Consider the following 21,041-nt stretch of genomic DNA (forward strand, 5'->3'; position numbering starts at 1 on the left):
AAACGCCGCGGAAGCTGCGTGCCATCCCGAAGCGCTCCTCCGCGGATGCGGCGTGACGATCCTGGCCTGGCCCGGCTCACCACCACGCCTGCGGTGACCACAAATGCGAAGGGCGGGACCGCTGTAGCGGCCCCGCCCTTCTTTTTCGCATCACGATGATGCGAAGCGCTTGCGCCTCAGATCACGGGCACGAATCGATCGTGCAGTCGTCGAAGCGCGCTTCCTGGCAGGCGTGCGGGCTCGAGGCCGGCGTGTTCTTCGGACAGAACCCGATGCCCTCGTTGCACATCTCCGCCGCGTGGCAGTTGCCCTCGAACGGCACGCAGGTCTGCGGGACGTTCGGGCACGGCGTGTTGATGTCGCAGGCGGTCTGCGTGTCGACCTCGCAGGTGCCGCCCTGCGTGCAGGCCTGAGGCAGGCTCGGGCAGGACCCGAGGTCGCCGCCGCAGTTCGTGTCGGTGTTGACCTCGCAGGTACCCGTCGCGCACCCGCCGTCGACGATGTGCCCGCCGTTGTTGAAGCAGTCGAGCTGGGAGACGCAGTCCCCGAGCGTCGGGCCGTTCTGCACCGGCGTGCCGGCACACAGGGCGCTGCAGTCGCTGAACTTGTCGGTGATGTACTTGAGCACCACCGCGTCGCAGTCGGTCGGATGACCGCTGATCGCGCAGTTGAGCTCGGCCGCGACGAGCTGGCGGTAGAGCTGCCTCTGGTGCACGCCCTTGGTGCGCATGCACAGGCCCTCCAGGTCGGAGGTCAGGCCGAGACCCTCCAGGAACGGGCTCGACGCGTTGCTGGTCGCCGAGATCGTTTCGCCGCACACCGAGAACGGGCCGTTCAGGTCGATGATCGTCTGGCCGATGTTCGTGGAGCCCGTGTGCTCGAAGCCGCTGTGCGTGGCCCAGAATCCCGGGCTGCGGCAGATGTCCTGCGTACAGATGAACGTGCTCACGCAGCCGCCGTCGGCAATCGAGCAGACGTCGTCCGTGCACGCGTTCTGGTCGTCGCAGTTCGCGTTGTTCTCGGTGTGCACGCACTGCTGGCCGGCCTCGTCGCACGAGTCGTCCGTGCAGGCGATCGGGTCCGAGCAGTCGCGCGTCGTCCCGTGGCACTCGCCGCCGGCGCAGACGTCATTGATGGTGCAGAACAGGCCGTCGTTGCACGAGGCCGTGTTGTCCGGGTGGATGCACGCGCCGCTGCCGTCGCAGTGGTCGTCGGTGCAGACGTTGGTGTCCGGCGTGCACGTCTGGCTGGAGGGCGCGAAGCCGTCGGCGGGGCAGCTGCCCGAGGCGCCGGTGCAGTGCTCGGCGACGTCACACTCGCCGGCGCTGGCGCGGCAGACCACCGAGGAGCCGGCAACGCTGTCGCCCGGACAATTGGCCGAGGTGCCAGTGCAGCTTTCGGCGACGTCGCAGACGCCGAGGGCCGGGCGGCACACGCTCGACAGGAACTGGTCGGCGGGGCAGCCGGCCGAGGTGCCGGTGCAGGTCTCCGCGGTATCGCAGACGCCAGCCGAAGCACGGCAAAGCGTGCCGCCGGTGACGAAGCAGTTGTCGGCCGCCTCGTTGCAAACGTTGGCGCAGGTGCCGCCGTTCGTGCACGGATCACCCGAGTGCCCGCAGCTGCCGCTCGCGCAGATGTCGGTGCCGTTGCAGAAAATGCCGTCGTCGCAGGGCGCGGTGTTCGGGTCGTGGCTGCAACCGAACAAGTCGCCGCCGGAGCCGACCGCCGGGTGGCAGACTTCGTCCGTGCAGGGGTTGCCGTCGTCGGCGTTCGTGCTGCAGTCCGCGTTGGTGACGCAACGCGGCGCCGCCAGGTTGGTCGGGATCTGCGCGCACTGGCACTTCGAGCCGGTTCCGGGAATCAGATCCGCATTGGTCGAGCAGTTGACCTGGGCGTTGTTGTCGTAGCTCGCGCAGATCGCGAGATCGAAGAAGCCGTTTCCGTCCGCGTCCCTGCAGGTGACGGTGACGTTGTTCACCGGAACGGCGAGGGCCTGGTTCTTCGGCTTGTCGCCGCAGTTGTCGCTGTCGATCTGCTCCGCACCGGCAGTGGGAACGTCGAGGTTGGTGGGAACGTCGAAGACGCTGCAGGTCCCGGTGAGCGCCTGCGTGCTGTCCGCACCGATGTAGAACCCGAGGTCGTAGCGCGTCGTCGAGTTGGCGTCGACGTTGAGGGTCCCGTCGAACGTGAACGTTCCGCCGGCACCGGTGCAGTTGTTCGAGATGACGTTCGTGACGGTCACGGACGCGACGCCGAGGTCGTTCGCGGTGCACTGCAGTCCGGTGTTGCCGGCGACATCACCCATGCAATTGAGAGCGAATGCCTGGCCGCTCCAGCCGATCGTGCCGGCCAGGACCGCTGCGAGCGTTCCCGCAACCAGGCCGCCGGCCGAGCCGCGGCCGAAAATCGAAACCTTTGAAATGTTCATACGTATCCTCTCCTTTCCTTGGACGAGCCGGTCTGGCCCCGGCTCCTGTTTGGCGCCTTCGTCCTCAGCGGCGCCGCGTCCCCCTGTTTCCGCTCCACTCGCCAGGCAGCATATCGCGCGCAGCGCGCCGTCGCGTCCCCGGTTCCCCTACGCAGATCGGCTGTCGCGAGCGCCCGTTACCCGGCTGACGAGCTACTAAATGCTTCAGCGCCCAAGACGTTACAAGCCGAAGCCCCCATTCTGCAAGCGGTTTGGCCGGACGAAGCGACCGTCAGCCGGGCACAGGCCGGCCCTGTCCGGTGACGCAGGACACAGGAAAGGCGGGGGGCTGTTCTCCGATCTGGCCCCGGGTCCAGCCCGGGATCCGGGGCACCCTGGCTTCCGAAGACCGCCCGCGGACCCGGTAACGGTCCGGCCCCGATGCCCGCGCCCGACAATCCGGAACGCCGGGGCGCGCCGACAATGGCTCGCGCCCGCCCTCAGCCCCGGCTAGACGGCCGAAGGGCGAGCCTCCACACGTCTCGCCGGGAGCTGCCGATGCGAATTCTCCACACGATGCTGCGCGTCAAGAATCTCGACGAATCGCTCGCATTCTATTGCGGGCAGCTCGGCATGACGCTGAAACGCCGCAGCGACTATCCCGGCGGCCAGTTCACGCTGGCGTTCGTCGGCTATCACGGTGAGAACGCTCACGAAATCGAGCTGACGTGGAACTGGGACGGCCGCGACTACGAGATCGGGACCGCCTACGGCCACGTCGCCCTGGCAGTCGAGGACATTTACGAGGTCTGCGAGCGCCTTCGCAGTGCCGGAGTGCCGATCACGCGTGAGCCGGGACCGATGAAGCACGGCACAACCGTGATCGCCTTCATCCACGATCCGACGGGTTATCCGGTCGAGCTGATCCAGCGCTGAGCCGGCTTTTTCACCAAAATCAGCGGCTTGCGCGGTGGCCGGCGCGGGGGTGCGGGTAAACGGCCGCGTCGCGGCTGCCATGACTTTTGGCTCGAGCCACGACCCGCGGCCCGCTGCGCGCCGGCCGACGGAGGGCGACCCTCAGTCGTAGAGAAGCGCAGCGTCGCGCCCGGAGTCGTAAGCTTCGGTCCCGGCCAGCGCCCGGCGCTCGACTTCGTCGAAGGCCAGTCCCTCATCGATCGCCTCTCGCACCGACGGCTGTCCGGTCAGAAGGTCGATGGCGGGAACGTCGTCGCGGAACTCGTAGGCCTCGGTCCTCCACGCGAAATCCTCGGGCCACAGGCGGCGGACGGCTGCCAGGACCGCAAGGCCCGTCCGGTACGAGTTGAAGCGCCCGCGGTCGGTCACGTGGATCTGCAGGGCACCGCAAGGCCGGCGCGCGTGCTTGTGGAAAGTCGGCTCGATCATGCAGGGGCGAAGCACGGCCCCCTCGATGCCGTATCGCTCGAGCTCGTCGGCCAGGCGGCGCCCGTCGATGAACGGCGCACCGAACAGCTCGAAGGGCCGCGTCGTGCCGCGTCCTTCGGAAAGGTTGGTCGCCTCCAGCAGGCACATGCCGGGATAGACGCTCGCGGTATCGAGCGTCGGCATGTTCGGCGACGGCATTACCCACGGGAGCCCCGTGTGGTCGTACCAGGTTCCCCGCGTCCAACCGTCGCAAGCGACCACGTCGAGCTCGCATCCGATCGAGAACGTCGTGTTGTACAGCCGCGCAAGCTCGCCGATCGTCATGCCGTGACGCTGGGGCACCGGATACAGCGCGCAGAAGTTCTCCAGTCCGGGCGCGAGGCCACCGCCTTCGACGGCGATGCCGCCGATCGGGTTCGGCCGGTCCAGCACGACGACCTTGACGCCGGCGCGGGCGGCCGCCTGCATGCACAAAGCCATGGTCGCCGCGTACGTATAGTAACGCGCGCCGACGTCCTGGATGTCGAACACCAGCACGTCGATGCGCGCGAGGTCTTCAGCTTTCGGGGTAAGCGACTCGAACGTCGGCCCGTACAGGCTGACTTCCGGAAGATGAGTCCCCGGATCATGAGCATCGCCGATGTGGATCATGTCCTGGGCAGCGCCGCGGATCCCGTGCTCGGGCCCGAACAGCAGCGCAAGGTTCACGTCGCGATGGGAATGGAGGAGGTCGATCGCGTGGCGGAAAAGGCGGTCGACGGTGGTCGGATTGGCGACCAGGCCCACGCGCGCGCTGCCCAGCCAGCGGCGCGGATCGGAGACGAGTCGCTCGAGTCCTGTCTGCATGGACCGATGATACCCGGACGTGTACAACATTCCGAGACGATCGCATCCTACCTGCGATGATCCTGCCCGCGATGATCCTGCGCCTTCATCATCTCGCGCTGCGTACCGGCGACGTGCGCGCGCTCGGCGATTTCTATCGCGAGGTGTTCGCTCTCGCGGTCGTCCGCGAGACAGCGGCCGGGTCGCTGTGGCTCCGTCTCGATGACGCGTCGGTCCTGATGATCGAGCCTCGAACACCCGGAGAACCCGTAACGGACCGTTTGTCGATGGAGCTTGTCGCGTTTTCGGCCACCGACGACGAAAGGAAGCGGATCCGGGAGATGGCGCGTTCGAACGGCTTCTACGACGGCGAGACGGACTTCACCGTCTACTTGCGCGACCCCGACGGGCGTCGCATCGGCGTCTCGACGTTCGATCTCGGCCGTTCGAGCCGGTGACGGTCCGGCCGCCCGGCAATTCGTCGACGCCGCGAGCATTGGAGAGGCAATTCGATGTCCGATTCCGGCTTCCACCGCACCGGTTACCGATGGGTGGTGCTTGCGACCTTCGCGCTGCTGAACGCCGTCCTCCAGCTGCAGTGGCTCACGTTCGCTCCCATCGCCCGTGATGTACGCCGGGTCTACTCCGCGAGCGCCTGGGAGGTCGACCTTCTGTCGCTCGTGTTCATGGCAGTCTTTGTCGTCGTGGCGTTCCCGGCCTCTTACGTCATCGAGAGGTTCGGGCTGCGCGTCGGTGTCGGGATCGGCGCGGTCCTGACGGCGACGTTCGGCCTGATGAAGGGATTGGCCGGCGCCGACTACTCGCTGGCACTGGTCGCCCAGATCGGTCTGGCCGTCGGCCAGCCGTTCGTGCTCAACGCGACGACAAAGCTGGCGAGCCAGTGGTTCCCGGTCTACGAGCGCGCGATCGCAATCGGCCTGGCGACGATGGCGCAGTTCGTCGGGATCGTCGTCGTCATGATCGTCACGCCGATGGCGATCGACGGCGGTGGGGCCGCGCAAAGCATCCACCGGTTGTTCATCGACTACGGCGTGGTCACCGCGATCGCGGCGACGCTCGTGCTCGGGCTGCTGCGCGAGCGTCCCGCGTCACCACCCGGGCCCGACGAGCCGCGCGTCGAGCTCCGGGAGGGCCTGCGACTGATCTTTCGCGACCGCGGGATGATCCAGGTGCTGGTCTTCTTCCTTCTCGGTCTCGGGATGTTCAACGCGATCAGCACGTGCATCGACCAGATCTGCGAACAAAAGGGTCTGTCGGTGGATCAGACCGGACTCGTCGGCGGCTTGATGCTGATCGCCGGCATTGCCGGCGCCGTCGTGCTCCCGCTACTCTCGGACAGGAAGCGCCGCCGGCGGCCGTTCCTGATCCTGTCCACGCTGGGGATGCTGCCGGGGTTAGCCGGGCTGGCGGCCTCGAGCAACTACTGGGCGCTGCTGCTCTCGTCGTTCGTGTTCGGCTTCTTCCTGCTCGGCGGCGCCGGGCCGATCGGCTTCCAGTACGCGGCCGAGATCAGCTTCCCCGCGCCGGAATCGGTGTCCCAGGGCCTGATTCTCCTTTCCGGCCAGATGTCCGGAATCCTGTTCATCGTCGCGATGAACATCCTCGGAATGGCTCAGTCCCTGTGGATCTTCGTCGCGATGGGCGCAGTGATCGCGGCCCTCAGTTTCGCGTTCCGGGAGTCGCCGGTGATCCTGGTTGCGGGCTCGCCGGTCGACTGACGGGCCCGACGCCCGCGACGTCGCCGCGCACCCCGAGGGCCCTGGAGCTAACGGCGGATGACGGTTCCCGCGTACGCATCGGCATCGTAGCGATCGCCGTCGACGACGATGCGTCCACCGACGGTCACGATGTCGATTCCCAGCGGGAAGCGCGACGGCTCGCGGAACGTCGCGGTATCGGCGAGCGTCTTCGGGTCGAGCAGCACGAGGTCGGCCGCGCAGCCTTTGCGCACCAGCCCGCGGTCGTTCCACCCGAGGCGCTCGGCCGGCGCGCCCGTCATCTTGCGCACCGCCTCCTCGAGCGTGAACAGCCCTTTTCGCACGTAGGTGGAAAGCACGCGCGGGAACGTGCCGTAGCTCGCGGGATTCTGGTGCCCGCAGTGCGTGACGAAAGTGTCCGTCTCGATCGTGCACAGCGGATGCGCGAGCACCGCTTCGAGCGCACCCTCGTCGCCGGCTTCGCCGCTGTACTTGTGGATCAGCACGCGTGCGTTGCGGTGGCTCTCGGCGACCATGCGCGCGTAGAACTCCCAGACGCCCATGCCGGCATCGCGCGCCGCATCGCCGACGAACGTCCCGTTGAAGCGATCGAACGCCGGCGCGTTCGCGTTCATGATCTGGATGTCTTCCAGGTGCAGACCGATCTGCGAGAAGACGTGCTCGCCGAGGGCCACGAGCCCTTCCATGCTCTCCGGGCTGGCGAGCACCATCTCCAGATGCGGCAGGATCTCCGGCGGAAACAGCACGCTGGCCGTCGTGTTGCCCGCCGTGTACGGGAACGCGTCGAACGCGACGTCGATGCCGCGCTTGCGTGCCTTCTCGATCGTCTCGATCACGCGCGTTGCAGTCGGCCACGTCGCGCTTCCGACAAAAATGAGATGGCTGATCTGCACGCGGCTGCCGCCGCGCTCGGCCACGCGCAGGATCTCGTCGATCGCCGCGATGTTGTGAGGCTCGGCCGTCGGGTCGCGGTCCGGATAGACGGGGCTCATCCAGCTGTACGCGCGAAGGTGCGACGTCAGCATCTTGCCGGCCGCCGCGGCCCATCCCGCGAACGCAGCGAGCTCGTCTTCTCCGGCGAAGATTCCCGGCGGATAGCCGAGCCCGGTGCTGATGCCGACGCAGCCATCGTCGAGGGCCTGGCGCGCGAGCGTTTCCATTTCGCGAAGCTCGTCCGCGTTCGGCGCGGCCGCATTCAGGTGTCCGGACACTGCCGCGCGCACGGCCCCGTGGCCGACGAGCTGGGCGATGTTGATCGCCACTCCACCTTCCTCGATCGCGTCGAGGAATTCTCCCATCGTCTCCCAGCGAAGATCGATCGCATCGTCGGCGATGAGGCGGCTTGCCTCGGTCACCGGACCGCGCGTTTTTTCCGTCACCGGAGCCGGGCTGAAGCCGCAGTTGCCGCCGACGAGCGTCGTCATGCCCTGGCGAAGGAAAGGCTCGAGCAGGGAGCCGTGGCCGGCACCCGGAACGAGAAAATCGCTGTGGCTGTGGATGTCGATGAAACCGGGCACGACGATCCGGCCGGTCGCGTCGATCGTGCGCGCCGCTTCGAGGCCCGCAAGATCGCCGACGTGGGAAATGACACCCGAGGTCACGGCGACATCGGCGAGAAACGCCTTCGCACCGCTGCCGTCGATGACCGATCCACCGGAGAATTTGAGATCACACGCCATGGCGCCGCTCTTAGCGCGCCGGCAGGTCCGGTGCGAATGCACGACAGCCGGACCGCCGCGTCGGACGGCTCGATGACGGTGACCGCGATCGTCCGGCCGTCGAAGTCGGAAGCTTCAGTGGCCGCCGAGGCTGCGGACGTGCGCGCGCAGAGCCTTGATGACGTCCGGTTTGGCAACCAGGTCGGGATTGGCCGGCATCAGCATGCTCAGGCCCACGGCCTGGCCGCCCTCGGCGATGATTTTCTCGATGTGCTCGTCACTGACCGAGCTCTGCCACGACTGCTGGGTGAAATCGCGAGGGTGCGGCGTCAGCGCGGCCGCCGCGGCGCCGTCGCCCTTGCCGCCATCGCCGTGGCACGTCGAGCAGCGGCTCTTCCAGATCGAATCCGCTTCGTCTCGCGCCGCTTGCGGGATCACCGTAGCCGCCTCTCCGACCACCGCCGGATCGGTCGCCGAGGCGACGCCGGGGCCGATGGGCGATGGTGACAATGACAAAAGGAGCATGGCTGCGGCGATACCCGTCGAGGCCGAAACAACCACCCGCCGTCGTGTTCCCATTCTGTTCCTCCGTGTGGAGTCGCTCGCATGCACCGGCGCGCTCCAACGTTTTTGCGGTTCGCGCCGCGGCCACGCGGCAGTCCCGCCGCTTGCCGGCTCGCGGCCCTGGTGCCTGGCCCGCGGGCTTCGACTCGGCTGGTGCCTGCGCCCATACTCGCGCCATGCGCCAGGTATGGATCACCAAAGCCGGAGCCCCGGAAGTTCTGCAAGTACGCGAAGCACCCGACCCGTCACCCACCGCGGGGCAGCTACGCATCCGCGTCGAGGCGACCGGCGTCAACTTCGCCGACATCATGGGGCGGCTGGGACTTTATCCCGATCTTCCGCCCATCCCTGTCGTCGTCGGTTACGAAGTGGGTGGGCGCGTGGACGCCGTCGGGAGCGGCGCCGATCCGACGTGGGTCGGCAAGGACGTCTTCGCGCTGACCCGCTTCGGTGGTTACTCCGACGTCATCTGCGTGCCGGAAAGCCAGGTTTTCGTTCGCCCGGCGGACATGAGCGCGCAGCAGGGCGCCGCGATCCCTGTCAACTATTTCACCGCGTGGCAGCTCGTCGTCGTCATGGGCGGACTGCGCGCCGGCGAGACGATGCTCGTGCACTCCGCCGGCGGGGGCGTCGGCATCGCAGCGACGCAGATCGCCAGGCACATCGGCGCTACCGTGATCGGTACGGCGTCGCGCTCCAAGCACGATTTCCTGCACTCGATCGGCGTGGACCACACGATCGACTACCGCACCGAGGACTTCGAGAAGCGCACCCGCGAAATCACCGGCGGCCGCGGCGTGGAGCTGATCCTCGATGCAGTCGGCGGAGACTCGTTCAAGAAAGGATTTCGGGTGCTCGCGCCGACTGGCCGCCTCGGGATGTTCGGCATGTCGGCGGCAGCGACGGGGAAGGAGCGCAGCATCGTCTCGGCGCTGAAGACGGTCGCATCGATGCCGTGGCTGCAGTTCAATCCGCCGGCGCTGATCAATGCGAACAAAGGCGTTTTCGGCGTCAACCTCGGACACCTGTGGGACCAGGTGCCGCGCATCCGCGGCTGGGCCCAGGAGCTGCTTGCGTTGTGGCAAAGCGGCGTGATCCGTCCCCACGTCGACAAGGTGTTCTCGTTCACCGAGGCTGCGGCCGCCCATCATTACGTGCAGGACCGCAAGAACATCGGCAAGGTGCTGCTCGCGCCGTAGCAGCAAACCTTTCCCGCCGGCCGGCACGCCGCGACGTGCGAGCATTATCTGCCTTCGGCGATCAGCTTTTCGTAGACGTCGATGTAGGCGCGCGCGGTGTTCGCGAGCGAGAAGCGCTCGAGGCTCTCGCGCATGATCCGTTGCAGCGTGTGGCGACGCACGTCTTCGGGCTCGCGGTAGAACCGCACCGCCGCAGCGATGGCGCCGGCCAGCGCCGCTGCCGCGTGCGCCTCGAAAACGAAGCCGTTGCCGCTGTGGGCGGCAAGATCCAGCGGCTGGACCGTGTCCTTCAATCCGCCTGTCGCGCGCGCGATCGCCGGAGTGCCAAAACGCGGCCCCATCATCTGCGGCAGCCCGCACGGCTCGTAGAGTGACGGCATCAGCACGAAGTCGGCCCCGGCGAGCGCGAGCGTGCCCAGGTCCTCACGGAACGGCCGGTGCGCGATGCGACCATCGCTGGTCGCCGCGAGGCGGCGGAAAACCGCTTCGACCGCGCGGTCGCCGTTGGCAACGAGCGCGATCTGGACGCCGTGACGCTGCACGCACGCGGACGCAATCGCCGCCAGAAGTTCCGGGCCCTTCTGCGAGTACAGGCGGCTCGGCCACAGCAGCAGCGGCGCATCGGGGTCCGCGCGCAGTCCCATCTCTTTCTGGAAGCGCTCCTTGTTGACGCGCTTGCCTTCGATGACGTCGGCGATGTCGTAGGGGATGATGTGCGGGTTGATGCGGGGATCGTCGGAGTCGCCGGGCGCGTTGAGGATGCCGAGCGTGCGTCCGGCGGCGTGCTTCTCGCGCATCGCGTGCGCGACACCCGGAGGCACGATGCTGCCGAAGCGGCCCGAGACGATTTCTTCGAGGAAGGTCGGGCTGACCGTGTTGACGATGTCGGCCGCGTGAATGCCCGTCGCGGTGAAGTCGATGCTGTTGCTGCGCCAGTTCTCGGCGGTGTCGCTCGGGAAATCCTGGAAGTACAGGAACTCCATGTAGCGGCGCACGTCGATTCCGCTGTGGTCGACGTCGCGGGGCGGCGCGTGCTCGGTGAACACGTTGTGAAGAGTGAACAGGCTCTTGATTCCCGCTGCGCGCGCTGCGGCCGGCACCAGCCCTGTCATCCAGTCGTTGCAGTGCACGACGTCGGGCTCCAGGCGCGGCATCAGGTCGTTGATGATGTAGCGCTGGAACGCCTCGGCCCGGCGGATGCGCGGATTGGCTTCCTGCTCACCATAGACGTCCGTCAGCGACGAGAACGCGCTGTCGGTCACCAGGTGCACGCCCTGGCGCCCGAGCACCCGCCCCATGGCGTCGATTTCGCGGTAGGTGATGCGGGCGAGATCGCGGATCTTCGCGTCGTAGCGCGGCACCACCACGTGCAGCTCGAAGCGCGCATCCGTGTGCAGGTGCTGGATCAGGCCGGCCGAAATGTCGCCGAGCCCTCCCCCTTTTGCGCGGAAATAGTGCGCAGCGTTGCCCATGCCCTCGGGCAGCTCCGTGATTTCGGGGGTGCAGATCAGGATGCGGGGCTTGCGCGCCGCGCTACCCCCGCCCTCGGGCGGCGCCGTCGAGCCTGCAGCGGGTGCCGCCTGCGATTCGGGCGGATCCGTCGTCACGTGTGCTCGTTATCACGGGAGCGACCCCGCGTGGAACTTGCCGGATCCGGAGGGCAGGACTAGGGTTCCGCGCATGAAAACACTCACGAGCGCGATCACTCCGGTATTGTTTCTCGCAGTGGCATCGTTTGCGGGGACGGCGGCGGCCGAGCCGGCCCCTCCCGATGCGGTCACGATCCAGGTCAATCTCGTCGATGCGAAGGGAACGGCCAAGTCCATCGGCACGATCACCGCGAGCCAGTCCGGCTTCGGGTTGATGCTCAAGCCGGCGCTCACCGGTTTGCCGCCGGGGCTCCACGGTTTCCACGTGCACGAGAACCCGAGCTGCGATCCGGCCGAGAAGGACGGGCAGCCGGCACCGGCGCAAGCGGCCGGCGGCCACCTCGATCCGGCCAAGACGGCGCGTCACGAAGGACCGTACGGCACCGGGCATCTCGGCGATCTTCCGGCGCTCTACGTCGACGCCGACGGAAAGGCCGAGACGACGGTCGTGGCGCCGCGCCTCAAGCTCGCGGACATCGAAGGCCACTCGTTGATGATCCACGCTGGCGGCGACAACCTGTCCGACAAGCCGTCACCGCTCGGCGGCGGCGGCGCCCGCATCGCCTGCGGCGTAGTCCCCGCCCCAAAGAAACAATAACATCGCTGTAATGGGGTCAGGCACCAGCGGAATAGTGCCTGACCCCATTCGGCTGGTGCCTGACCCCATTACACATCAATTATAGAGGTTGCGCCGGCGTCGCGGGCTCGCCACGGTGCCGCGATGGCTACCGCGACCGTTTCCACATCGCCGTCCCTTCCCGCGATCCGCACCCGCGTCAGCGATCTTCTCGGCGTTCGCTATCCCATCGTGCAGGCGCCGATGGGCTGGATCGCGCGCGCCCAGCTTGCGTCGGCCGTCTCCAACGCCGGCGGCCTCGGCATCATCGAGACGTCTTCGGGAGAGCTCGACGCCGTGCGCGGCGAGATCCTGAAAATGCGCGAGCTCACGGACAAGCCTTTCGGCGTCAACATCGCCCAGTTGTTCGTGCGCGACCCGTCGATTGCCGATTTCGTCGTCGATCAGGGCGTGCGTTTCGTGACGACATCGGCCGGCGATCCCAACCAGTACACGAAGAAGCTGAAAGGCGCCGGCCTGACGGTTTTCCACGTCGTGCCCACTCTTCGGGCCGCGCTGAAGGCGGTCGAAGCAGGCGTAGACGGGCTGGTGGTCGAGGGCGGCGAAGGCGGCGGATTCAAAAACCCGCGCGACGTCGCGACAATGGTGCTGCTGCCGCTGGTCTGCTCGAAAGTGGAGGTGCCGGTGATCGCTGCCGGCGGCATCTCCGACGGCCGCTCGATGGCCGCCGCGTTCGCGCTCGGCGCCGAGGGTGTGCAGATGGGCACGCGCATGGTGTCGGCCGCCGAATCGCCGGTGCACGCGAACTACAAGGGCGCGATCACGTCGGCTGCCGAGACAGACACCGTGTTCCTCAATCGCCACAGCCGGCCGGGGCTGAGAGCCCTGCGAACCGGTCGCACCGAGAAGCTGGAGCGCGACGAGCACGTGCCGATGACGGAGTTCGGCCGCATCCTCGATCTCTATTTCGGCGGCGACATGGAAGCGGCGATCGGGCTCGGCGGCCAGGTCGCCGGCCGCATCGACAAAGTGGAACCGGTGGCGGAGATCTTCGAGAGAACGGTGCGCGAGTTCCACGAGACGGTCGAGCTGCTCGCGGAGAGATTTGCCGGCGCGAGAGCGGCGGCGCGCGGCTGAGCGAAACGGCCCGGCGATGCAGCCCGGCTCGGGGCCAGGGCTCACCGCCCCGACGCGTTGAACCCCGCACTCGAATTCGCCGACGTCGAACCCGCGACGAACGAGCTCGTCCAGCACATGCCGTCGCTCGAAAGCAGCTGCACGGTGACGGAGGGATCCTCGTCGAAGAAACGGCCCGACGAGAACGGCAGCGGAGTCGGAAGCAGCGGCCCGCCCGCGCCGAGCCTCGTCTTGCTGCGACCGTCGGCTCCGGGCTTGAGACTGAGCTTGCGGATCCCGTCGAGGGAGCCGGCGCCGTCGATCCACGACCAGCCCCGCGGCGCGAAATTGCGCCAGCCCGAGCCTCCCGGCGGAAGAGCCAGCCGCATCGCGAGACGAGAGCTGCTGCCGCTGCTGTCGTAGACGCAAAGATCGAATCCGGTATCGGAAGACGGAGACCCGAGATCGGGCTGCGCGAATGCAGCGCCGGCGCCCCACTGCCACGACAGCCGGTCCGAATCGCTTCCCGGCTGATCGAGGATCTTCAGGTGCGCGCTGCCGGCGGCCAGGCAGGTCGACGGATCGCGCGGCGTTTCGGCGTGAACGCAGTGACCGGCCGCGCAGGAGTCGCTCGTGCACGGATTGGCGTCGTCGCAGTCTTCGTTCGACGCGCCGCAGGTGCCCACGAACGTCGCCGTGCAGTGGGCGCCGGCGCCGAGGATGACGACGCCGTCGCTGCAATCGGCATCTCCGCTCCAGCCGGCAAAGCGCGAGAACGCATCCGGTGTCGCCGTCAGCGTCACCGTCGATCCGCCGTTGAAATAGCTGCGGCAGGCACTGCCGCAATCGATTCCGGCCGGCGAGCTCGTCACGGCGCCGCCGCCGCTTCCGCTCTTGTCGACGCGAAGCTCGATCATGCCGGGAGTCGCCGTCAGGCAGCCCGGCGCCACAGCGGCCTCGGTGGCGATGCGCGAGATCATCTCGGCGGGTACGCGGTCGGGCTCGGTGCCGTACGGATGTCCCGCACCGTAGGTCAGAGAGATGTTCTCCATCCCGCCGCCGAGCAGATGGCAGTAGCTCATGATCGTGCCGCAGCCCTGGCCCGGCCCCGGACACCCTGCAGGAAGTGAGGTGGGACCGGAATAACAGCCGCTTTCACCCGAATAACAGTCGTCGACCGGCGGCGAGTAGCAGTGCGTGTGGACAGAGCCGAAGTTGTGCCCCAACTCGTGGGAGCTCGCGACGATGTCCCAGACGGCCGACGGCGAGTTGATGTCGAAGCTCCCCGAGATCGAGCCGGTATACGCGTACGAGAAACCGTTGTTCGGCGAATGCCACGAATCGCAAAGGCCGGGCACGTACGCGATGCCGCCGGTTGCCGCGGAGCTCAGCAGGATGACCGTCGAGCGCCGGATCTGCGTGCAGTCCTGGCCGCCGCAGTTCTTCACCCCTGCCGCGTTCCAGCGCGTGCGCAGGTCTTCGAGCCTGTTCTGGCCACCGGACGAGTAAGGATCGCTCGCGGTCGTCCAGATCTGTACGAAGGGAACTTCGACGTTCATGTTGAGCTCGGCCTGGCCGAGCACACCGGTGAACGCCATGAGGTCGAGCGCGTAAAGAATCGCACCGTCCGCATCCGGCGCGAACGTCTGGTAGTAGTCGTAGTCCATCTCGACGGCGATCTGCGCGGTATAGAGCGCCGTCGAGCGGACATCCGCGGACGAAGACGGCGCAGCCGACTGAAGCGATGCGCTGGGCGGCGGCACGGCAGCGGCCGGAGCAGCGCGAGGCGGCGACGGATTCGGCATCTCGTCGCAGGAGAAAGAATGCGGGCTCGCCGCGAGCATCGCGCGGTCGACGTGGCGCGAATGCAGCGCCTGGCCTGCTCCCGCCTTGCGTCCGAGCATCCACGTGCCGCCGGTGCCGGAGACGATGCCTCGCATCTCGCCGGATGCGCGCACGCTCAGCACGACGACGGAATCGGCCAGGCCGTCGACGCTGCCGCGCAGGAAGACCGGAAGGTCGGGATGGACGTCGACCGGCCCGCGGTCGGTCTGCGCGACGAAACGCGCGCCGTCAGCGGCGACGTCGAAACGCTGGAGGTCGAGAGAGGCAGCGTCGGAGAAACCGGCGAGTGCGGCCGCTTCGATCCGGATGCCTGCACCACGAGCGACCGATCGTGCGACTTCGGGAAGATCCGGCGCCGCTGCCGACGTGATCGCGGCGGCGTGCGCGAACGTCGTCGCGACAAGCGACAGCAGGATCGCGCCACAGGCCGCACGACGCGGCCGGGCGAAACGGCGTTTTTCCATGCTGATGGTCAGTCTCCCCGTGATCGCGCGCACTGTAGCCGCCAAACGCGACGAAGTCTGCCGCAAATCGCGAGCGACTCGCCGCCGGCTGCGCGCGCGGGGCGTGCGGGGGAGGAGAAGCGAAAAACGCGTCAACGAGCGGACGGACGACCGGCGCGCCCGTTCCAGATCGGCACCGCGAACGCGAGGAGCACGAACGCCAGGCTCGACGGTCCGAGCCAGTCTCCCCACAGCACGACGAGCGTTTTCGGCGGGTTGCGCGGATCGATCTCGCCGACGAGCGCTCGCCGCTCGCCGACTCCCGCGCTGGCGACGATTTGCCCGGTCGCGTCGATGACGGCCGAAATTCCCGTGCTCGTGACGCGCAGCTGGGGGAGACGTGTTTCGATGCTGCGGAAAGCGGCGACCACGAGGTGCAGGTGGGCTCCGCCGGCGTGCTCGGCGAACCACGAGTCGTTCGACATCGTAAAGATCGCCTGGGCTCCGCGGCGCGCACCTTCGACCGCCAAACCGACGTCGACGTCGTCGAGACAGATCATCGGCAGCACCGCGATGCTGCGGCCGCCGGAAACGCGAAGCGGCAGTACGCGCGCGCCGGGGCCCGGTTTCCAGGTTCCGGCCCATGGCAGCCACGCGCGCACCAGGGAATTGTCCATCCACCACGGGATGTACTCGGTGAGGAAGAACAGCCGCGTCTTGCGGTAGACGCCGAAGTGCGGGTCGGCGCCGACGGCGCCGGGCTCGAGAAACACTGCCGAGTTGTACTCGCCGTCGTCGTCGCGGTCATAGGTGCCGAACACGAGCGGAACTCCGAGACGGGAGACGAAATCCTCGATCTCCCGGTCCAGCGTCGCGCCGGTATCGCTCTTCGGACGGCCGAACGTCGTCGGAAACACCGTCTCGGACCACAGCAGCGCATCGACGTGGTCGTGGTCCACCGCGTCGCGAGACATCTCGAAATGGGTGTCGAGCACGTAACGGACCGCATCGTAGGCGCCGTGCTCGCGCTTGAGGCGATCGTACGCGGCGATGTTCGACTGGATCATCGCCACGCGCACGGGTTTGGCGTCACTTGCAGCGTGCGCGAGCTCCGACAGGCGCCACTGGCCGTAGCCGACCATCGCGAGCGTGATCGCGGCGGCCGCCGTCAACGGGAAGGCGGCTGCGCGCGCGCCTCGCGTGCGAGCGGCGGCAACCGCCGAGGCGAGACTCTCGTTGATCAGCACGATGACGAACGTGATGCCGGCGGTTCCGGCGATGTCTGCGCTCTGGCGCAGCACGGCAGAAGGGTAGAACCCGTGCGCCAGCGAATCGGCGAGAAGCTTCGGATAGACCCATTCGGTGGCGACCCATGCCGCCGCGCCGACGAGCGCACGCAGTATCGGTCCGTGGTGGCGGCCCGACACGAAGCGCACGACCGCGAACACGATGAACTGCGGCTGCAGCAGCGGTGCCGTAAGCGCCAGCACGACGATGCCTGCCGCTGCCGCACCCGCCGAGTACACGGCGATCGCGAAGCCGAACCACGCGAAGATCGCGAGCACGAAAGCGGTGCACATCGCCAGCCCGCAGAGCGCAGTTCCGCGAAGCGTGCGGACGCCGTCGAGCGAGAGCAGCCACGGCACCAGCCCGAAGAAATCGAGCAGGTACCAGTTGCCTTCCACCTGCCCGCACAGGCCGAGGATCAGCGTGGAAGCCGCGATGCCGGCCGCGAACGGGGCAGCGGCAGAAAAACGGAAACCGGATTTCAGCGGCGCAGATTCCCGGGCGGCCTGGGTGGAGGAATCACGACCTTGTGGATCGGAAAACCGGGCGGCGCATTGTCCGGCGTGACCACGCGGTCCGGCGGAATCTCCACCTCGTTGCCGTTGGCGTCGTAGAATTTGTAGTCGGGCGAATACATGAGGATCGGATTGATCCTCTGCCCGTCGTCCGTTGCCTGGTAATGACGCACGTACCCGTCGGGAAGCACGTAGTCATCGGGAACTTCGAGGCCTTCGATCGGCGGACTGGTACCGGGAATCCCAAAAGCAAAAATGCCATCGGTCCTACCCTGGGCCTGCCCGGCCTTGATCACTTCGGCCATCGTCGGTCTCTGGTCGGGTGGCAAACTGCGGAGCTGCTCGCCGATGTCATCGAGGTCCGGAGCTTTCTCTTCCGGCTTCGGGGTGCCCACTCGCCGCGGCGTCAGGTTTCTCATCGAGGTGACCACCGGCGCCGCGACCGGCGCGGCGTTCGACTCCGGGGTGCCTGCTGCAGCAGGAGCTGCGGCCTGACTACCGCTGGCAGGCGGCGGCGCCTGCGGCTCGTGCACGAAGCTCTTGGTGCGCAGCATCGGCGGCGGCGCAGGCGGCGGTGCTTCGGTTCGCGGCATCACGACGTAGCCGACGCACGCGGACGCAAGAAACAGCGCAGCGCCCTGCAGCGCCAGCGTGATTCGCCGGCCGCGACTGCCGGTAGCGATCACGCGCACTCCGTCGGGATCGTTCTCGGCCATGCCCGCGGATGGGCGCGAAGGTGGCAGCTGCGTCGCCATGCGATCCTGCAACTTAATTCGCCGCTCGCAGTGCCGCAACCCGACTCGTGGTCGTCGAGGCGTCGCGATGACAAAGCGGCATTGCAGTCAGTTGACTACGATCGCGAGTCCCGGCGCGGCGCAGCACGAAAAACGCCGGGAACGACATTCGTCGGCCCGGTGGGTCAGCGCTTGTCGCAGTCGAGTGCGCCATCACTCGGCGTAGCCGAGCGCACGAAGCCGCTCGCGGTCGGCCGCCGAGAGATTCGGCAGGATCGGCGTGCTCGCCGCAGGGATCCGCCACACGCGAACCTGCAAGGAGGAGTCCGCAGCGCGAGCCGGCGTCGCGTTCGTCGTCACCCGCGCCGGCTCCAGCGCCACGCGTTGCGACGTCACCGGCACGCACGCCGCCTCCGTGCCCGCGCAGGTCTCTACCGGCGTGCCCGAAGGATCGACTTCGATTGCGGTCGTGACGATGCCGTCGGGCACGAGCACGTCCAGCCGCATCTCGTCTTCGTCGCCCGGCGCGAGCGCCCCTTCCATCAGGATTCCGTCGGCACCCGCGTTCTGGCCGATCCGGTCGCCGTCTTCCATGTCCACGCGCGAGAGGTTCACGAAAGGACCGGCCGGGCGCGAGCGAAGAATGATGCGGTACGTGAGCCTGGCGCCGGTGCCGTTGACCAGCCGCACGTGGATTCCACTCGATTGCAGCGGCTCGAGGAAGCGCGCCAGCCGGCCGCGAAGATCTTCGAGGAGCGGATGCGCGTCCGCATGCCCGGCGATGTTGTCGCGTTCGCCGGGATCGCGCGCCAAGTCGAAGAGCTGCTCCTGGCCGCTGCGCTGGTCGACGATGAGCTTGGCGCTCGCCGTGCGCACCGCGTGAAGCGGCGGACTGCGGTCGTCGATGCGTGCGACGGTCGCGAACAGGGTGCGCGGCGGCGCCTGTCCGGTGACGGCGGGGATCAGCGATTCTCCGTCCAGGGGCGCGCCCGCTGCAGCGGAGCCCGCCCGTTGGAGAAGATCGACGACCGTCGGCAGCAGGTCCACCGAGCGCACCAGCGTCTCCACGTCACGGCCGCCGCCCCAGGCGCCGGGGAACTTGACGAGCAGCGGCACGTGCAGAAGCTCGTCGTACAGGCTCTGGCCGTGGAAGAACCCGCCGTGGTCCCAGAGCTCCTCGCCATGGTCGGCCGTCACGATGATCAGGGCCTTGTCGTAGAGCCCCGCACTTCGCAGCGCGCCGAGAAGCCGGCCGATTGAGGCATCGGTAGCGGCGAGCGATGCGTCGTAGAGCTGGCCGATGCGACGCTGGTCGCCGGCGTTGTAGGTTCCCGCCCAAGCGCCGGCCATGTCGTTGAACGAAAGGCCGATCGGGCCTTTGTAGTCGGGATCGACGAAGCGGCGCGCGACGTCCTCGGGGGGATTGAGCGGCGTGTGCACGTCGAGATAGTGCACATAGAGAAAAAACGGATCGGCCGCAGCGTTGCCGAGCCACGCGATCGCGTCGTCGGTCAGGCGCGTCGCGTCGAAGTCTCCTCCCGAGAGCTGCTCGAATGTCGGGCTCAGACGACCGAGCCACTTGGTGACGTACGGATTGTGGATGAAGGCGCCCGTGCGCGAATAGCCGGCGGCCTGCAGCAGCGAGAGCAGCGAGACATCATGGTGCAGGTCCGGAAACAGGTTGGACGTGAAGATCTGCGGAACCGACGGGATCGTCTTCGGTGCGGACGAGAACGCCGACCGAAACCTCACGCCGTCCTGCGAGAGCGCGGCAAGGGACGGAGCAACGTGGCGCAACCGCTCCTCGTCGTCGATGCGATCGGCGCGCAGCGCGTCGATCAGCAGGAAGACGATCGGGAACCCTTTCCGGACCGGCGGCGCCGGCAGGGCGGCGGGACGTTCACAGGACGTCGCCAGCAACGCGACGACGGCGAGTGTCGGAATGCAACGGTAACGGCGCATCGCAGGAGCGCCTGTCTGCTGGAAGTGTCGCCCGCAGACAAGTTCGCGCTCAGGCGCGCACGCGTTGTCACTCACCTCGAGCGACCACCGCAGTCGGGGTGCAAATACTTCGCTTTTTTTATTGACATGATTGTAGGTTGCTCTTAATGTGCAGGCGGCAGTCGGAAATCGCGCCTTTTCGACTGGGTGAATCCATTCCTCCGGGGGAGGGAAGGACGAGGACGATGATGAGTGAACGAGGCGTAGCTCCGAGATCGATTCAACCCTCCACGGCCATGCGCGCGATGCGCGCCCTGATCGACAACCCCGACGATACGGCGCTGGTCTTCCAGATCATCCGCGCGCTCACCGGAGAGAGCTACGAGCGCCTCTACCAGCGCACGCTGCGAGACCCCCAGGCTGCGCGGATTCTCGATGAGAAGCGCGACATCCTGGACGTGCTGAAGGCACGCGAGCACCTGCGCGGGCTTCCCGACGGCACCCTCGGACGCGAATACGCTCGCTTCCTCGATCGAGAGGGAATCGATGCCGAAGGGCTCGTCGAGGCCAGCAGCATCATCGAGCCCAACCTGTTCCTCGACCGGCGGGCCGAAGTGCTGAGCAACCGCCTGCGCGATACGCACGACCTGTGGCACATCGTCACCGGTTACGATCGCGACATATTCGGCGAAGTTGCGCTGCTCGCGTTCACGTTCGCGCAGACACGCAACTACGGGGTCGGCTTCGTCGTGCTCGCCGCGATGACCAAGCTGTGGATGGAAGGTCACCGCGACGGAGTGCGCCTGGTCTGGCGCGCGTGGCGTCGGGGACGGCGCGCCGGATCTTTCGTCGGTGCCGACTGGGAAGGATTGCTGCAGCTCCCGCTGTCGGACGTGCGCCGCTGCCTCTCGATCACGGAGGTGCCGGTCTACTCGCCGTTTTTTTCGGAAGCCGCGGTGGCCACCCGCTGAGCGCTGAACTCTCGAACCGCTGACCGCTGCGGCGCGCGGCGGTCGCGCCGACGCGCGGGGCTCTGCCGCGTGCGAAGGCGCCGCATCGCGGCCGGTTCACCCGGCCGCGATGCGGGTTATTCCGATGTGTAATGGGGTCAGGCACCAGAGGAATGGGGTCAGGCACC

Annotated in this window: 16 protein-coding genes; 7 read left to right on the top strand and 9 right to left on the bottom strand. The window is 67.5% G+C overall.

Annotated features, from left to right (window positions below):
- Positions 1-181 precede the first annotated feature (181 nt).
- A complete protein-coding gene (locus VGK20_01315; GenBank protein ID HEY2772667.1) occupies positions 182-2,428 on the bottom strand; it encodes a hypothetical protein in 2,247 nt (748 codons plus the stop codon).
- A gap of 537 nt (positions 2,429-2,965) precedes the next feature.
- On the opposite strand from VGK20_01315, the gene gloA reads away from it, so the two are divergent.
- Positions 2,966-3,343, top strand: a complete 378-nt coding sequence (gene gloA, locus VGK20_01320) for a lactoylglutathione lyase (protein ID HEY2772668.1) — start codon at positions 2,966-2,968, stop codon at positions 3,341-3,343.
- 141 nt (positions 3,344-3,484) lie between these two features.
- On the opposite strand, the gene VGK20_01325 is transcribed toward gloA, so the two are convergent.
- Positions 3,485-4,657, bottom strand: a complete 1,173-nt coding sequence (locus VGK20_01325; protein HEY2772669.1) for a DUF1343 domain-containing protein — start codon at positions 4,655-4,657, stop codon at positions 3,485-3,487.
- 56 nt (positions 4,658-4,713) lie between these two features.
- Here VGK20_01325 and VGK20_01330 point away from each other — a divergent pair, with 56 nt between their 5' ends.
- A complete protein-coding gene (locus VGK20_01330; GenBank protein ID HEY2772670.1) occupies positions 4,714-5,094 on the top strand; it encodes a VOC family protein in 381 nt (126 codons plus the stop codon).
- A gap of 54 nt (positions 5,095-5,148) precedes the next feature.
- Positions 5,149-6,375: an MFS transporter gene (locus VGK20_01335; GenBank protein ID HEY2772671.1), complete on the top strand. Its 1,227-nt coding sequence runs from the start codon at positions 5,149-5,151 to the stop codon at positions 6,373-6,375.
- A 47-nt stretch (positions 6,376-6,422) separates the two neighbouring features.
- Here the strand turns inward: VGK20_01335 and VGK20_01340 are convergent, their stop codons facing one another.
- Together VGK20_01340 and VGK20_01345 are read right to left on the bottom strand one after the other, a co-directional pair.
- Positions 6,423-8,054, bottom strand: a complete 1,632-nt coding sequence (locus tag VGK20_01340) for an amidohydrolase family protein (protein HEY2772672.1) — start codon at positions 8,052-8,054, stop codon at positions 6,423-6,425.
- 114 nt (positions 8,055-8,168) lie between these two features.
- Positions 8,169-8,558 carry a c-type cytochrome gene (locus tag VGK20_01345; protein ID HEY2772673.1) on the bottom strand — a complete coding sequence of 130 codons (390 nt, stop codon included), beginning with the start codon at positions 8,556-8,558 and terminating at the stop codon, positions 8,169-8,171.
- A 215-nt stretch (positions 8,559-8,773) separates the two neighbouring features.
- On the opposite strand from VGK20_01345, the gene VGK20_01350 reads away from it, so the two are divergent.
- Positions 8,774-9,796, top strand: coding sequence for a medium chain dehydrogenase/reductase family protein (locus tag VGK20_01350; GenBank protein HEY2772674.1), 1,023 nt, complete (start codon positions 8,774-8,776; stop codon positions 9,794-9,796).
- A 44-nt stretch (positions 9,797-9,840) separates the two neighbouring features.
- Here VGK20_01350 and VGK20_01355 read toward each other — a convergent pair whose 3' ends face one another.
- Positions 9,841-11,403 carry a glycogen/starch synthase gene (locus VGK20_01355; protein ID HEY2772675.1) on the bottom strand — a complete coding sequence of 521 codons (1,563 nt, stop codon included), beginning with the start codon at positions 11,401-11,403 and terminating at the stop codon, positions 9,841-9,843.
- Positions 11,404-11,476: 73 nt separating this feature from the next.
- Here VGK20_01355 and sodC point away from each other — a divergent pair, with 73 nt between their 5' ends.
- Positions 11,477-12,043, top strand: a complete 567-nt coding sequence (sodC, locus tag VGK20_01360) for a superoxide dismutase [Cu-Zn] SodC (GenBank protein HEY2772676.1) — start codon at positions 11,477-11,479, stop codon at positions 12,041-12,043.
- A 123-nt stretch (positions 12,044-12,166) separates the two neighbouring features.
- Entirely contained in the window at positions 12,167-13,159 is a 993-nt protein-coding gene (locus tag VGK20_01365; GenBank protein HEY2772677.1) for a nitronate monooxygenase, read from the top strand.
- A gap of 41 nt (positions 13,160-13,200) precedes the next feature.
- On the opposite strand, the gene VGK20_01370 is transcribed toward VGK20_01365, so the two are convergent.
- The 4 genes from VGK20_01370 to VGK20_01385 all read right to left on the bottom strand — a co-directional run bounded on the left by VGK20_01370 (position 13,201) and on the right by VGK20_01385 (position 19,924).
- On the bottom strand, positions 13,201-15,447 hold the full coding sequence (locus VGK20_01370) for a M12 family metallo-peptidase (GenBank protein ID HEY2772678.1): 2,247 nt from the start codon (positions 15,445-15,447) through the stop codon (positions 13,201-13,203).
- A 131-nt stretch (positions 15,448-15,578) separates the two neighbouring features.
- The gene (gene lnt, locus VGK20_01375) at positions 15,579-17,111 is read right to left on the bottom strand and encodes an apolipoprotein N-acyltransferase (protein ID HEY2772679.1); all 1,533 of its coding nucleotides are present in this window, start codon (positions 17,109-17,111) and stop codon (positions 15,579-15,581) included.
- Positions 17,112-17,194: 83 nt separating this feature from the next.
- On the bottom strand, positions 17,195-17,944 hold the full coding sequence (locus tag VGK20_01380; GenBank protein HEY2772680.1) for a hypothetical protein: 750 nt from the start codon (positions 17,942-17,944) through the stop codon (positions 17,195-17,197).
- A gap of 231 nt (positions 17,945-18,175) precedes the next feature.
- A complete protein-coding gene (locus VGK20_01385) occupies positions 18,176-19,924 on the bottom strand; it encodes a sulfatase (protein ID HEY2772681.1) in 1,749 nt (582 codons plus the stop codon).
- Between the two features lie 275 nt (positions 19,925-20,199).
- Between VGK20_01385 and VGK20_01390 the strand changes: the two genes are divergently transcribed.
- A complete protein-coding gene (locus VGK20_01390; protein HEY2772682.1) occupies positions 20,200-20,874 on the top strand; it encodes a Coq4 family protein in 675 nt (224 codons plus the stop codon).
- The last annotated feature ends 167 nt before the right edge of the window (positions 20,875-21,041 follow it).

It is taken from the genome of Candidatus Binatia bacterium, assembly GCA_036493895.1.
Classification (GTDB): Bacteria; Desulfobacterota; Binatia; order UBA1149; family CAITLU01; genus DATNBU01.

Excerpts from the sequence above, each read along its gene's own strand:
- VGK20_01325 (HEY2772669.1), bottom strand. The coding sequence starts at position 4,657 with ATGCAGACAGGACTCGAGCGACTCGTCTCCGATCCGCGCCGCTGGCTG.
- gloA (HEY2772668.1), top strand. The coding sequence starts at position 2,966 with ATGCGAATTCTCCACACGATGCTGCGCGTCAAGAATCTCGACGAATCG.
- VGK20_01390 (HEY2772682.1), top strand. The coding sequence starts at position 20,200 with ATGCGCGCGATGCGCGCCCTGATCGACAACCCCGACGATACGGCGCTG.
- VGK20_01345 (HEY2772673.1), bottom strand. The coding sequence starts at position 8,558 with ATGCTCCTTTTGTCATTGTCACCATCGCCCATCGGCCCCGGCGTCGCC.
- VGK20_01350 (HEY2772674.1), top strand. The coding sequence starts at position 8,774 with ATGCGCCAGGTATGGATCACCAAAGCCGGAGCCCCGGAAGTTCTGCAA.
- VGK20_01370 (HEY2772678.1), bottom strand. The coding sequence starts at position 15,447 with ATGGAAAAACGCCGTTTCGCCCGGCCGCGTCGTGCGGCCTGTGGCGCG.
- VGK20_01380 (HEY2772680.1), bottom strand. The coding sequence starts at position 17,944 with ATGGCCGAGAACGATCCCGACGGAGTGCGCGTGATCGCTACCGGCAGT.
- VGK20_01335 (HEY2772671.1), top strand. The coding sequence starts at position 5,149 with ATGTCCGATTCCGGCTTCCACCGCACCGGTTACCGATGGGTGGTGCTT.
- VGK20_01340 (HEY2772672.1), bottom strand. The coding sequence starts at position 8,054 with ATGGCGTGTGATCTCAAATTCTCCGGTGGATCGGTCATCGACGGCAGC.
- VGK20_01385 (HEY2772681.1), bottom strand. The coding sequence starts at position 19,924 with ATGCGCCGTTACCGTTGCATTCCGACACTCGCCGTCGTCGCGTTGCTG.
- VGK20_01365 (HEY2772677.1), top strand. The coding sequence starts at position 12,167 with ATGGCTACCGCGACCGTTTCCACATCGCCGTCCCTTCCCGCGATCCGC.
- VGK20_01315 (HEY2772667.1), bottom strand. The coding sequence starts at position 2,428 with ATGAACATTTCAAAGGTTTCGATTTTCGGCCGCGGCTCGGCCGGCGGC.
- VGK20_01330 (HEY2772670.1), top strand. The coding sequence starts at position 4,714 with ATGATCCTGCCCGCGATGATCCTGCGCCTTCATCATCTCGCGCTGCGT.
- sodC (HEY2772676.1), top strand. The coding sequence starts at position 11,477 with ATGAAAACACTCACGAGCGCGATCACTCCGGTATTGTTTCTCGCAGTG.